The 14,008-nt window shown below is 59.3% G+C and carries 7 protein-coding genes; 2 read left to right on the forward strand and 5 right to left on the reverse strand.

What is annotated here, in order from left to right; all coding sequences use genetic code 11:
* Positions 1-123: 123 nt before the first annotated feature.
* The 3 genes from PMI27_RS27815 to PMI27_RS27805 all read right to left on the reverse strand — a co-directional run bounded on the left by PMI27_RS27815 (position 124) and on the right by PMI27_RS27805 (position 7,721).
* On the reverse strand, positions 124-1,497 hold the full coding sequence (locus tag PMI27_RS27815; RefSeq protein WP_008149454.1) for a DUF3999 domain-containing protein: 1,374 nt from the start codon (positions 1,495-1,497) through the stop codon (positions 124-126).
* A complete protein-coding gene (locus PMI27_RS27810; protein WP_008149452.1) occupies positions 1,494-5,066 on the reverse strand; it encodes a DUF2339 domain-containing protein in 3,573 nt (1,190 codons plus the stop codon). Before PMI27_RS27810 ends, PMI27_RS27815 begins: the two co-directional genes overlap by 4 nt.
* A gap of 204 nt (positions 5,067-5,270) precedes the next feature.
* Positions 5,271-7,721, reverse strand: coding sequence for a glycogen/starch/alpha-glucan phosphorylase (locus PMI27_RS27805; protein WP_008149449.1), 2,451 nt, complete (start codon positions 7,719-7,721; stop codon positions 5,271-5,273).
* A gap of 254 nt (positions 7,722-7,975) precedes the next feature.
* On the opposite strand from PMI27_RS27805, the gene PMI27_RS27800 reads away from it, so the two are divergent.
* Entirely contained in the window at positions 7,976-8,419 is a 444-nt protein-coding gene (locus PMI27_RS27800; protein ID WP_008149447.1) for a YkgJ family cysteine cluster protein, read from the forward strand.
* Between the two features lie 327 nt (positions 8,420-8,746).
* On the opposite strand, the gene typA is transcribed toward PMI27_RS27800, so the two are convergent.
* Both typA and thiI read right to left on the reverse strand, forming a co-directional pair.
* Complete coding sequence (gene typA, locus PMI27_RS27795; RefSeq protein ID WP_008149445.1) at positions 8,747-10,567, reverse strand: translational GTPase TypA; 1,821 nt, start codon at positions 10,565-10,567, stop codon at positions 8,747-8,749.
* A gap of 139 nt (positions 10,568-10,706) precedes the next feature.
* Positions 10,707-12,161: a tRNA uracil 4-sulfurtransferase ThiI gene (gene thiI, locus PMI27_RS27790; RefSeq protein ID WP_008149442.1), complete on the reverse strand. Its 1,455-nt coding sequence runs from the start codon at positions 12,159-12,161 to the stop codon at positions 10,707-10,709.
* Positions 12,162-12,491: 330 nt separating this feature from the next.
* Here thiI and glnA point away from each other — a divergent pair, with 330 nt between their 5' ends.
* Positions 12,492-13,898 (forward strand): glutamate--ammonia ligase, encoded by a 1,407-nt coding sequence (gene glnA / locus PMI27_RS27785; protein ID WP_008149440.1) that lies wholly within the window; start codon positions 12,492-12,494, stop codon positions 13,896-13,898.
* Positions 13,899-14,008 lie beyond the last annotated feature (110 nt).

Genomic DNA, 14,008 nt, shown 5'->3' on the forward strand with positions numbered 1-14,008 from the left:
CGAGTCGGGGCGCATTTCCTCCTATCAGACGTGTTACACCCAATAGAGTTCATGCGCCCGGTTGAGCGTAGTTCGAATCCGGCATTTTTACCGACCTGGAACCGCTATCGCGAGCACCCGCCTTCAAGGCTTGGCCGGCGGCTTGCGCAACAGACTGAACGCCATCGCGCCCAGGAACAAAACACTGAGCAGCAACACCGCCCACAGCCCGATTTTCTTCCAGTTTGTGTCGATCGTCGCAGCCGTTGTCACGGTCGACGCTGGCGTGGCCACCGTCCCGCCCTCCACCGTAGCCTTGCCCAATGTCGCCAACTTTGCAGCGCTGTAATCCGGAATCAACGTCGACAGCGGCAGGCTTGCCGCCTTCACCGTGGCACTTCCCAGCGCGAGCGTATAAGGCCCCGCCCCGCGCGCCAGGAACATCAATTGAATGGAGCGCACGGCGAATCGCACTGTCGGTGCCTCGGCACCCAGACCGCCGCCGCGCTCGTCCACCGTCAGCTTCAACTGCTGAACGATTTGCCCCGACAGCTGCAATTCGTTCTGCACCACGTCCTGGCCATTCTGGGTCAAGCGATAGAGCAAACCGCTGCTCATCGGCTGCCACGGCAGGCTACTTTCCCGACGACCGGACAAGGTCACGGGCGCCAAACTGTTGGGTTGACTCAACTCGACCTGCACGCGCTCGACATTCAGCCCCATGGGTAATTGCCAAGTGTATTCACCAGCCTTCACGCTGCTGCCGGCCAGGGGTTGCGACCAGACAAGCGGTAGCGGCAGACTGCGGGTCTTGGCGCTTAGCAGTTGCGCAGAGGTCAATGTCGGGGCCGATTGCGGCGTGTTCCACAGCAAGCGCAGATAACGGGCCGACTGACCCGGCAGGGCGACTTCATGCTGCTCGACCTGTTCGTCAGCAAACGTCAGGCGTGCCACCTGACCTTCGCCCCACGACTGCCAATGCTGCAAGTCGTCGCTGGCTTCGATGGTGAAACGCTGGAAGCCGTCGCGTTCGCTGGTCCAGTCGAGGATCAACTGCTGCAACGGAGCTTTGATACTGCTGGCGTCGAGCAACCAGCCGCGCAGCATTTCTTCGCCCGCCTCCAACTGACTGGACGGCTGCACTTCGACCAGCGTGCCGTTGGCGCTCGATTGCACCCGCACGCTCGGTGCGTGCTCGGTGGAGTCCGCCGAGTTGTACAGCGGGAACCACTTCACGTCGGTCAGGGTACGGTTTTCGCTGGTCTGCGCCGGCGCGCGCGCCAAGGAATACGCCTGCGCCTCACCGGCGGCATTGAACACGCGCACATCGCTGAGATCGGTTTGCCGCGCATTCAATTGCACGCTCAACGGCAATTCGAGTCGATACCACGGACCTTCGCCGCTGACCGACAACGGTACCTGCGTGGCGAAGTCCGCCAGTTTTTCCTGAGCACTGGCCGACAGCGCCACACCCAGCGCAACAGCGCCCAACCAGACCAGGTTCAGCTTCTGACTCAAGACGACACTCCTTCGGTTTGCGGGGCCGGTTTTTCAGCCTCCGGCTCAGCATCAAAGCGCTTGGGCGGCAACGGGGCGAAATAGCCCACCACCAACAGCAACACGCCAACGCCGATAAACGAGACGATCCGGGCGAGTCCGCCGCGGTTACTCAATTCGACAAAGAACAGTTTGGCCACCACCACACCAATCAGCGCCGCACCGATCAGCCAGACTTCGCGGCGATGACGCAGATGGCCGCCGATCATCAGACTCAGGGCCATCAACGTCCAGACGATGGACAGACCGGCCTGCACCAGCATGGATTCGAGCAACAAATCCAGCTCGAACGGCACACCGCCCCAATGGTGGGCAGTGCGCATTACCAGCGCCGTGAAGAACACAAACAGCGAGGCGCCAGCGATCAGTTGCGTGGCGTGTTCGGCATAGTCCTTGCGGATCGCCAGTTGCGTCACGGCGCTGCGGGACCATACGTAGACGCCGAACAGCGCAAACAGCAGACCCAACTCCAGCGGGTTGATCAGAGGTACGTAAGGCAACGGTTCGGCGGTGCCGTCGCTGACGATGTTCGCCAGCCAGAACCACCCGAGCATGAGCAATGCCAATGGTGCGGCGGCATAGACACGGTATTCGCGGGCATAAGTCGACACCGGCCATGGCCAGGCACGGGGTGCGGCTGCGAGGACCAGATACAGGCTCGGCAGAATCGCCCAACCCAACCAGCGCCAGGCGTTGTACTGCTCGGACAACAGCAGCAAACCGTAACGCAGCTCCAGCGCCAGCACACCGATCAACAGCCAGCAGCCGAGCACGTGCGCGGTACTGAGGGCGCGCGCCGGCAACATCGGCGCCAGACGCCGCAGAGAGATGAAGTGCACAACGAACACGGCCGCCCATACCAGCCAACCAAAATTGGCCGCCGGGTGATAACGCGAGTGCCACGCAGCCAGCAACACCAAACCGGACGCAAGAATCAGCAAGGTGCAGAGCAAGCCCAGCGCCGACCATTTCAGGCGCAGCGCCAAGACTGTCCACAGCGCCATACTCAGCGCCGCAACGGCCAGCAACAACGTCGCTTGCAGATTCAACGGTGCGAAGCGCAGCACCTCACTGACCCACGCCAGCGCCCACCAAGCCGCGCCCCACACCAGCAGCACTTCGGACAAACGCTGCAAGCTCAGCACATCGAAGGCCGACGCATGATTGCCGAGCTGCAAGCGCCAGGCGCCGACCATTGCAGCCAAACCCAACACCAGCGGCGTCCAGAAACCGCTGTGAGCCAGAGGCTTCAATCCTTCACTCGCAAGCGGTCCGAGCAAATCCGGCCCGGCCAGCAGGAACGCCGCGCCACCGATCACCTGCAACAGCAAACCGAAGACAAAACTCACGCGCTGCTTCAGATAAAGACTGAGCCAGATGATGAACAGACCGCTGGCCGCCCATACCGCGCTCGCTGTTTGCCAAGGCAGGACGAACAGCACCGCCAGATTGATCAACACCAGACCGGCCAGCAGCACCACCGACAAGCCGCGCAGCAAGCGCACATCGCTTCGGACCATCTCATCGCGCGCCGCCAGCAACATGCCAGCGATCAGCGCCAGGCCGATCAACGACGCGCTCAGCAAACCGCTCCAACCCGCGCTGAACACAGCGGCGGACTCACCGCTCGAACCTTGCAGCCGCAGCAGGAACAACGCACCGCCGAGCAACTGCACGGCGAATGCGGTGAACAGGAAGGTGCGCGACTGCAGACGCAAGCCAACGAACAAGGTCGCCAACCCCGCCAGCGCCCAACTGATCGCCGTACCGTGAGTGAAGAAGAACAACGGCGCCAGCAGATAAAGAAAGGTCAGACCGAGGCAGGCCAACACGGGCAGCCCTTTACGCTCCCAGTCCGACGTCTGCTCGGGCAAGGCTTTGCGCAACTGGTAGAAGCTGAACAACAACGCCACGCCGAGCATCAACGCACCGAGCGGCGCACCCTCGAGCAGGCTGCTTTCGCCGATTCGCAGCTCACTGAGGAAGGCCAGCGCCGAGCCCAGTTGCAGCAGCAAGGCAAAGGCTCGGGCCAGCGGTCGTTGCTGACGCAGGCCCAGCCAGAAGATGCCGGCGCCTTCGACAGCCCAGGCAGCAGCGGTCCAGCGCGCATCGAGCCCCAACGGAATCGCCAGGCTGGCGAAGATCACCCCCAGCGCCAGACAGGTTTCCGCCAACAGCAACGCTCGTCCGCCCATCAGCAGGCGCGCCAGGCCCATGTAAATCATGCCCAACGCCAATGCGCTGAAGGCTGAAGCGAATTCCAAGTGCTGGACCAATGCGAACTGCAAGCCGAAGCCCACCAACGGAGGACCGAACAGCATCGTGCCGTCGACGTAATCGCCCTTGCGCGCCGACCAATGCAGCAGCGCTTCACGGCTGTCGTCCTCGGGTGCATCGCTCATTTCCAGCAACTTGCGCCTGGCGAACAGCAGACCGATGGCCAGGTACATCAGGAAGAACACAATCAGGAACGGCTCGGTACTCCACAACAACTCCGGCGTATAGGAACGCAGACCCCAGGCGAAACCGATGCCGAAGGTGCCGACGAAACCGATCAGGTTGAGCAGCCGCCAGGCCTTGAACCAGGCGATGGCGAGGATGCCGGCGTTGAGCAAGGCGAAGTAGCTGAACAGTGCGACATGGTTGCCGGCGCCGGTGGAGGTCAGGATCGGCGCGGCAAAACCACCCAACGCTGCAGCGGCAGCCAGGCCCAAGGCATCCTGGGTGATGGCAAGAATCGCCGAGAACACCGTCACCGCGACCAGCAGGCCTAACGCCGCCGTAGGATCGAGCAGCGGATGCAGGCGCATCGCGGCAAACACGGTCAGGTACAGCACCGCGATCCCGGTGCCTTGCAGCATCAACGCGTAATTGCTGTTGCGTGTTCTAAGCCACCAGCCCAGCCCCAGAAGCCCCAATGCCGCCGCCGCAACACCGGCGTAACGCAACTCGATCGGCACCACCATGCCTTCGGTGGCGTAACGCAGCAGGAAGGCCAAACCCAGAAACAACAGCACCACACCGACCCGCAGCACCGTGTTGCCGCCGAACAGCCAGTTGCGGGCGCCACTGATGGCGCGGTCAATGAAGTTCGGGCCACGCGGGATGGCGGGTTGTTGTGGTTCGTGGGCGACCGGTTCGGGTTTCCAGGCATCGACGGGCACTGGACGGCTGCTTTCGGCGGCAGCCGCGGTAATCGGTTCCAGTTCGGGAGGGAGTTCCCAGACCAGTTCCGGGGCTTCGGCAGGGATTTCGTCGAGCGTGAATTCAGGAGACGGCTCGGGTTCGTGGGATTCCGGCGTCTTGACGCCTGACACTTCCAGCAATGACAGCCGTTGCTGCACCGCATTCAGCGCGATCTGAGCCTGATCAAGTAGCTTACGTTGCTCGGTGGCCTGTGAACCCAGGCGGCCAATGCGAATGGCCTGGCCAATACCCAGCCCGAGCAATGCGCCCAACAGCGCATCGCTGAAGGACTCGTCGAGTACCCAGCCCAGCACCATCCCTATCAGCATGAACATCCATTGCATGGTCGATATCCCTAAGCGGCCCATTGCCTTGTAGCGTCTGCGCTGACGTCATCGCGGGCAAGCCTTGCTCCTACAGGATTTGCATATAGCCTGTAGGAGCATGGCTTGCCCGCGATTGAGCGCGCAGCGCTCACTGAAACTGACGCTTAGTATATCGATCAGGCCCAACAACCGTCGGGCCTTGCTCGCAATTATTGCTAAAAGTTACTCCAAAGCTTTCCAGATATCCGTGGCGTACTCGCGAATGGTCCGGTCGGACGAGAACCAGCCCATCCTGGAGGTGCTCAACACCGCCGAACGCCACCATTCCTTCGAATCGTGCCAATGGGCTTCTACCCGCATCTGCGCGTCCCAATAGGAGTCGAAATCGGCGCAGACCAGAAAGCGATCGTAGTCGATCAGCGAATCGATCAATCCTGTGTAACGGGAAGGATCATCCGGCGAGAACACCCCGCCGCGTATCGCTTGCAACACATCATTAAGCCGATGGGATGCCGCAATATCCGGCGTCGCATTGAACTCATGATTCTGCTTGCGCGCTTCAACCTGCTGAGCGCTGAGGCCGAAGATAAACATGTGTTCGACGCCGATGCGTTCGCACATTTCGACGTTGGCCCCGTCCAGGGTGCCGATGGTCAGCGCGCCGTTGAGGCCGAACTTCATGTTGCTGGTGCCCGAAGCCTCGAAGCCTGCGGTGGAAATCTGCTCCGACAAATCCGCTGCCGGGATGATGCTTTCCGCCAGACTGACGTTGTAGTTGGGCAAGAACACCACTTTGAGCAAACCGCGCACCGTCGGGTCGTTGTTCACCACCCGGGCGATGTCATTGGTCAGTTTGATGATCAGCTTGGCCTGGTGATAACTGGCCGCCGCCTTGCCGGCGAAGATCTTCACCCGTGGCACCCAATCGATTTCCGGCTCGGCGCGAATCGCCTGATACAGCGCGACGGTGTGCAACAGGTTGAGCAGCTGACGTTTGTATTCGTGGATCCGTTTGACTTGCACGTCGAACATCGCGGCCGGGTTGACCGCGACCCCCAGCCGTTCGTGAATGATGTACGCCAGGGCTTTTTTGCTGTGCAGGCGCTGCTCGGCGAAGGCCTTGCGGAACGCGGCTTTCTCGGCAAACGGCTCCAGGCCGAGCAAACGTTCTTCGGCGTTGTCCAGAAGATCCGGGCCGAGGGCGTCGACCATCATTGAGGTCAGTTCGGGGTTGGCCTGGTAAAGCCAGCGGCGGAAGGTGATGCCGTTGGTCTTGTTGTTGATTCGGTCCGGGTAGAGCTTGTGCAGTTCGGAGAACACCGTTTTGCGCATCAGCTGCGTGTGCAGCCCGGACACGCCGTTGACGCTGTGGGAGCCAAGGAACGCCAGGTTGCCCATGCGTACACGGCGGCCGTTGTCTTCTTCGATCAGCGATACCGCGCGCAGGACCTCGAAGTCATGGATACCCTTGGCCCGCAACGAATCGATGTGCTGGGCGTTGATCAGGTAAATGATCTGCATGTGCCGCGGCAACATCCGCTCCATCAAACCGACCGGCCAGGTTTCCAGCGCTTCCGGCAGCAGCGTGTGGTTGGTGTAGGACAGCGTGTCGACAGTGACCTGCCATGCCGCATCCCACGCGACGTCATAGACATCGACCAGTTGCCGCATCAGTTCGGCCACGGCAATCGAGGGGTGGGTGTCGTTGAGCTGGATCGCGGCATGATCGCCCAGGGTCAGGACCGAGGTGTGCATGTTGCGATGGCGGCGCAGCAAGTCCTGCAAGGACGCGGCGACGAAGAAATATTCCTGGCGCAGGCGCAGTTCCTGGCCGGCTTCGGTGCTGTCCGCTGGGTAGAGCACCCGGGAAATACTTTCGGCCCGGGCGACTTCTGCCACGGCGCCCAAGTGGTCGCCGGCGTTGAAGCGCTCAAGGTGCAAATCTTCCATGGCCCGGGCGCGCCACAGGCGCAGCGTGTTGACGCTCGCCCCGCGCCAGCCGACGACCGGTGTGTCATACGCAATGGCGCGAACGGTTTCCGCTGGCGTCCAGACCTGCTTGGACTTGCCGGATTCGTCGGTGACGGTTTCGACACTGCCGCCGAAACCGATCGGGTATACGACCTCTGGCCGTTCGAACTCCCAAGGGTTACCGAAATCCAGCCAATGTTCGGTCTGTTCCTGTTGCCAGCCGTCGACGATGGCCTGGCGGAACAAACCATGTTCGTAACGAATGCCGTAACCGTGGCCGGCAATGCCGAGGGTCGACATGCTTTCCATGAAGCACGCGGCCAGACGACCGAGGCCGCCGTTGCCCAGCGCTGCGTCTGGCTCCAGCAGGCGGATGCGCTCAAGGTCGACGCCGAGTTCAGTCATGGCCTCGCGGGCGACGTCCAGCAGGCCAAGGTTGCTCAGGCTGTCGTAGAGCAGACGGCCGATCAGAAATTCGAGGGAGAGGTAATAAACCCGCTTTTGACCTTTGCGGTAAATCTGCCGGGTGTGATCCATCCAGTGCTCGACCATGTGATCGCGCGCCGCCAGGGCAATGGCTTCGAACCAGTCGTGGTCGAAGGCGTGATCCGGGTCTTTGCCCACCGCGTAGGTGAGTTTGGTCAAGACGGCGTCGCGAAATGCGGCCACCTCTGCTTCGCGAACAAGTGGTTCTTGAGTCATTGATAGGACCTCGAGCGAGCGTGGAGTAGTTGAGCCTAGACGGTCTGACAGGCCGTTGGAACTCTGGTTCGGCAGTTTTTCCCGTTAGTGTGAGATAGATCGACATTACCTTGCCGCGCACCGGAAAGAATGCAGGGGCCGTGCCGGGTTACAGGTGTTACTGGGAGGAATACGAAAAAATCTGGCGAAAGGTTGTTCAAAAATCCACCAGTCCCGGTATGATCGCGCGCCCTGATGCACGCTGGTAACAACCGATGATGAAGTCCAACCTGATCGCCGCCGCGGAGATCGATCGCCTCGATACCTGGGCCAAGTACTCCGCTCCGATGTGTGGTTCGTGCGTTTCCAGCTGCTGCACCCTGCCGGTCGAGGTCAAGATCAAGGATCTGATCCGTATCGGCATCGTCGATGAGTTCGAGCGCGGCGAGCCGCCAAAGAACATCGCCAAGCGTCTGCAGAAGGAAGGGATCGTCGAGCGTTACAACCAGAAGTCCGAGATCTTCACCCTTCAGCGCATGAGCAACAACGATTGCCTGTACCTGGATCGTAAGAGCCGTCTGTGCACTATTTATGAAAAGCGCCCGGATACTTGCCGCAACCACCCGAAAATCGGGCCGCGGCCGGGGTATTGCGCGTATAAGCCGAAAGAAGTGGCGCGCGAGACCAGCGAGAGCCGCCGCACGCTCGAGAAGTTCTGATCGAGGCTAAGGGCCGATTCTGCGTCGCTCTTGAGAACCACCCCTCACCCCAGCCCTCTCCCCAGTGGGGAGAGGGGGGAAGGGAGCAGATCTTTGGGCTTTTCAAATCCTGAGTTCGACTTCGGACTTTCAGGTCGCAGTATTTCGACTAACAACTCGGTCAGCTCCCTCTACCCTCTGGGGAGAGGGTTGGGGTGAGGGGGCGATCCCCAGTCATCCCAAGATTCTGAATCCACCGCCATCAAAATTCGTCTTCCCCCAGACAAACAAAAACGCCCCCGACCTTGCGGTCGGGGGCGTTTTTTTAGCAGCTAACTAAGTCGAAACTCAGTTACCGGCTTTCTTGGCAGCGCGGGTACGCTCGCTTTCGCCCAGGATCTTCTTACGAAGACGGATGGACTTAGGAGTGACTTCGCACAGTTCGTCTTCTTGCACGAACTCAAGAGCTTGTTCCAGGGTGAAACGGATAGGCGGAACCAGAGCGATGGTTTCGTCTTTACCCGAGGCACGCATGTTGTCGAGCTTCTTGCCTTTGGTTGGGTTAACGCCCAGGTCGTTGTCGCGGCTGTTGATGCCGACGATTTGACCTTCGTACACGTCTTCACCGTGACCCAGGAACAGTTTGCCGCGAGCTTGCAGGGTTTCCAGCGAGTAAGTCAGAGCCTTACCGGTAGCAACCGAAACCAGCACGCCGTTCTGACGGCCGGACATGTCGCCGGACTTCATCACGTCGTAACGGTCGAAGATCGAGGTCAGGATGCCTGCACCGGAGGTCAGGGTCAGGAACTCGTTACGGAAACCGATCAAGCCACGAGCCGGGATGTTGTACTCAAGGCGCACACGGCCCTTGCCATCCGGAACCATGTTGGTCAGGTCGCCTTTACGGATACCGATCTGTTCCATGATCGAACCTTGCGATTCTTCTGGCAGGTCGATGGTCACGTTTTCGTACGGTTCGTGCTTGACGCCGTCAACCATGCGGATGATCACTTCCGGACGACCAACACCCATTTCGAAGCCTTCGCGACGCATGGTTTCGATCAGTACCGAGAGGTGCAACTCACCACGGCCGGAGACTTTGAACTTGTCGGCGGTGTCGCCTTCTTCAACGCGCAGAGCAACGTTGTAGAGCAGTTCTTTGTCCAGACGTTCCTTGATGTTACGGCTGGTGACGAACTTGCCTTCTTTACCGCAGAAAGGCGAGTCGTTTACCTGGAAGGTCATGGAAACGGTTGGTTCGTCAACGGTCAGCGGCTTCATCGCTTCGACGTTCAGTGGGTCGCACAGAGTGTCGGAGATGAACAGCTGGTCGAAGCCGCTGATGCAGACGATGTCGCCGGCAGCTGCTTCTTCAACGTCGATACGGTGCAGACCGTGGTGACCCATCAGCTTCAGGATACGACCGGTACGCTTCTTGCCGTCGGCGTCGATAGCGACAACCGGAGTGTTCGGCTTGATGCGACCACGAGCGATACGGCCAACGCCGATAACACCCAGGAAGCTGTTGTAGTCCAGAGCGGAAATTTGCATCTGGAACGGACCTTCACGGTCGACTTTCGGCGCAGGTACGTTGTCGACGATCGACTGGTACAGCGGGGTCATGTCTTCAGCCATGTCGGTGTGTTCCAGACCGGCAATGCCGTTCAGGGCCGAGGCGTAGACGACTTTGAAGTCCAGCTGTTCTTCGGTAGCACCGAGGTTGTCGAACAGGTCGAAGATCTGGTCCAGAACCCAGTCCGGACGCGCGCCTGGACGGTCAACCTTGTTGATCACCACGATTGGACGCAGGCCGGCTTCGAATGCCTTCTTGGTCACGAAACGGGTTTGCGGCATAGGGCCGTCTTGAGCGTCAACCAGCAGCAGAACGGAGTCAACCATCGACATTACGCGTTCAACTTCGCCGCCGAAGTCGGCGTGGCCCGGGGTGTCCACGATGTTGATGTGGTAGCCGTTCCAGTTGATGGCGGTGTTTTTCGCCAGAATGGTAATACCGCGCTCTTTCTCCTGGTCGTTGGAGTCCATCACGCGCTCGTCGTTGAGCTCGTTGCGCTCCAGGGTGCCGGATTGACGCAAGAGTTTGTCTACCAGGGTGGTCTTACCATGGTCAACGTGAGCAATGATGGCGATGTTGCGTAGATTTTCGATCACTTGTGTATCTCGATCAGAGGATTCGGTGTGCTGACAAGTCTTGGCAGCGATTTACAGTAGAGTCAGGCCTTGCCGTTACAGCTTGACGGCAGAGTCGGGGGGCCGGTGACGCAGGCCACAGGCATACAGCCCCGGGCTCTTAGCTCGGTCGATAAACGCGCACATTGGCATGCCCCTCACTGAGCAAATGGTGGGCATGCAGGCGACTCATCACGCCTTTGTCGCAATACAGCAGGTACTGGCGAGTAGGGTCCAGTTCCTTGAAACGAGCGTTCAATGCATAAAACGGCATCGTTTGTACCTCAATGCCAACGAGGCCCAGCGGGTCGTCTTCAGCGGCATCCGGATGACGGATGTCGATGACGATCTGACCAGCCAGCGCTTCACTGACTTCTTCGATCTGCAAGTCCTGGCCCAATTCGTCGATCACGCGATCGATCGGCACCAGTTTGGCGTTCTCGAGCGCACGCTCAAGTACTGCCATGTCGAACTGTTGTTCTTCGTACTCCACGCGTGGACGCTTGGCGTGGGTCTTGGGGTTCACCGAGATGACCCCGCAGTATTCCGGCATGTGCTTGGCGAAGTCGGCAGTCCCGATTTCGTTGGCCAGGTCGATGATGTCCTGCTTGTGACTGGCGATCAGCGGACGCAAGACCAGCTTGTCGGTCACGCAGTCGATCACGGACAGGTTCGGCAGCGTCTGGCTCGACACCTGGGAAATCGCTTCGCCGGTGACCAGCGCTTCGATCTCCAGCCGATCGGCAATACGGGAAGCAGCGCGCAACATCATACGCTTCAAAACTACGCCCATATGACTGTTATCGACTTTCCCGAGAATTTCTCCCAGTACTTCCTCGAAAGGCACACTGACAAATAACACGCGTTGGGAGCTGCCGTACTTCTTCCAGATGAAATGCGCGACTTCCATAACGCCCAGTTCATGGGCTCGTCCGCCCAGATTGAAGAAGCAGAAATGGCTCATCAGACCGCGGCGCATGATCTGGTAAGCAGCAACAGTGGAATCGAAGCCGCCGGACATCAGCACAAGTGTCTGTTCCAGGGCACCCAGCGGATAACCGCCGATGCTGTTGTGCTGGTTGTGGATCACGAACAACCGTTTGTCGCGAATTTCGATACGAACTTCGATTTCCGGCTCTTTCAGCGAGATTCCGGCGGCGCCGCACTGACGACGCAGTTGGCTGCCGACGTATTTCTCGACGTCCATCGAACTGAATTCATGCTTGCCGGCACGCTTGCAGCGCACCGAAAAGATCTTCCCGGCCAACGCATCACCAAAGTGCTGCTTGCACTTGGCGACGATGTCGTCGAAGTCACCCAGCGGGTATTCGTCGACCTGAAGAAAATGCGCGATGCCCGGCATGCAGCTCAGGCGCTCGGTCATCTCCTTCAAGGCTTTGGGCTCGCTGACGCGGGTTTCAAGCTCGAGATTGTCCCACACACCGTTCACCACCACAGCCGGGTCCAGGTCGCGGAGCACGGTACGGATGTTTTTGGCCAACTGGCGGATGAAACGCATCCGTACCGGGCGGCTCTTGATGGTGATCTCGGGGAAGACTTTTACGATTAGTTTCATGAAAACAGCGCGCGCTGGGCCAGCCGAAAAAGGGGGGCGCGGATTATAGCGGAAATTGCTCAAGGTTTAACCAGTTAATGTGCAGAAGGTTTTGCGCGCACCAAAACAGGTCATTTGTTGAATTTAACGCTACATTACGGGGCGCTATTTCCAGCTTTGCTGCGCTTTACACCTTTATAAGCGTGAAATTGGGGCAAAAAACCCATGGTGGGGCACTGGCATGCAATTTGCTCCCTTGTGAGGCAGGTTGCCTTGGCAGAGTATTCGCGCCGGCATCACCCACATTCTAAGGGCATCCACTACTAAGCCCGAAGCCACCCGGAGGACACTATGTCGAAGTCGGTTCAACTCATCAAAGATCATGACGTCAAGTGGATTGATCTGCGCTTCACGGACACCAAAGGCACTCAGCACCACGTGACCATGCCGGCTCGCGACGCGCTGGATGAAGCTTTCTTCGAAGAAGGCAAAATGTTCGACGGTTCCTCCATCGCTGGCTGGAAAGGCATCGAAGCCTCCGACATGATCCTGATGCCGGACGACAGCACTGCCGTTCTCGACCCGTTCACCGAAGAGCCAACCCTGATCCTGGTTTGCGACGTGATCGAACCTTCGACCATGCAAGGCTACGACCGTGACCCACGTGCGATCGCCAAGCGTGCCGAGGAATACCTGAAGTCGACCGGTATCGGCGACACCGTATTTGTTGGTCCAGAGCCTGAATTCTTCATCTTCGACCAAGTGAAGTTCAAGTCCGACATCTCCGGCTCCATGTTCAAGATCTACTCCGAACAAGGTTCGTGGATGTCCGACCAGGACGTGGAAGGCGGCAACAAAGGCCACCGTCCAGGCGTCAAAGGCGGCTACTTCCCGGTTCCGCCGTTCGACCACGACCACGAAATCCGTACCTCCATGTGCAACGCCATGGAAGAAATGGGCCTGGTCATCGAAGTTCACCACCACGAAGTGGCAACTGCCGGCCAGAACGAAATCGGTGTGAAGTTCAACACCCTGGTGGCCAAGGCTGACGAAGTTCAGACCCTGAAGTACTGCGTACACAACGTTGCTGATGCATACGGCCGCACCGCGACCTTCATGCCTAAGCCGCTGTACGGCGACAACGGTTCGGGTATGCACGTTCACCTGTCCATCGCCAAAGATGGCAAGAACACCTTCGCTGGCGAAGGCTATGCCGGCCTGTCCGACACCGCTCTGTACTTCATCGGCGGCATCATCAAGCACGGTAAAGCGCTGAACGGCTTCACCAACCCGTCGACCAACTCCTACAAGCGTCTGGTCCCAGGTTTCGAAGCTCCGGTAATGCTGGCCTACTCGGCTCGTAACCGTTCCGCTTCGATCCGTATTCCTTACGTGTCCAGCCCTCGCGCTCGCCGTATCGAAGCCCGCTTCCCGGATCCGGCAGCCAACCCGTACCTGGCCTTCGCTGCCCTGGTAATGGCCGGCCTGGACGGTATCCAGAACAAGATCCACCCTGGCGATGCTGCTGACAAAAACCTGTATGACCTGCCGCCTGAAGAGGCGAAAGAGATCCCACAAGTTTGCGGCAGCCTGAAAGAAGCCCTGGAAGAGCTGGACAAAGGTCGTGCGTTCCTGACCAAAGGCGGCGTTTTCAGCGACGACTTCATCGACGCTTACATCGCCCTGAAAAGCGAAGAAGAAATCAAAGTACGTACCTTCGTACACCCACTGGAATACGAGCTGTACTACAGCTGCTGATCCGGTAGCGCCTGCGCAAGCGGCGTGACAAAAAAGAGGCCTCCTTCGGGAGGCCTTTTTTATGCCCGCGGTTTAGAGACCAACACAGAACCCTGTGGGAGCGAGCCTGC

The sequence above is a fragment of the Pseudomonas sp. GM41(2012) genome (assembly GCF_000282315.2).
In the GTDB taxonomy this organism is placed as follows: domain Bacteria; phylum Pseudomonadota; class Gammaproteobacteria; order Pseudomonadales; family Pseudomonadaceae; genus Aquipseudomonas.

What these genes read in the sequence shown, in the direction of transcription:
- PMI27_RS27810 (WP_008149452.1), bottom strand. Translation starts at nt 5,066, where the DNA reads ATGCAATGGATGTTCATGCTGATAGGGATGGTGCTGGGCTGGGTACTC.
- PMI27_RS27805 (WP_008149449.1), bottom strand. Translation starts at nt 7,721, where the DNA reads ATGACTCAAGAACCACTTGTTCGCGAAGCAGAGGTGGCCGCATTTCGC.
- PMI27_RS27800 (WP_008149447.1), top strand. Translation starts at nt 7,976, where the DNA reads ATGATGAAGTCCAACCTGATCGCCGCCGCGGAGATCGATCGCCTCGAT.
- thiI (WP_008149442.1), bottom strand. Translation starts at nt 12,161, where the DNA reads ATGAAACTAATCGTAAAAGTCTTCCCCGAGATCACCATCAAGAGCCGC.
- glnA (WP_008149440.1), top strand. Translation starts at nt 12,492, where the DNA reads ATGTCGAAGTCGGTTCAACTCATCAAAGATCATGACGTCAAGTGGATT.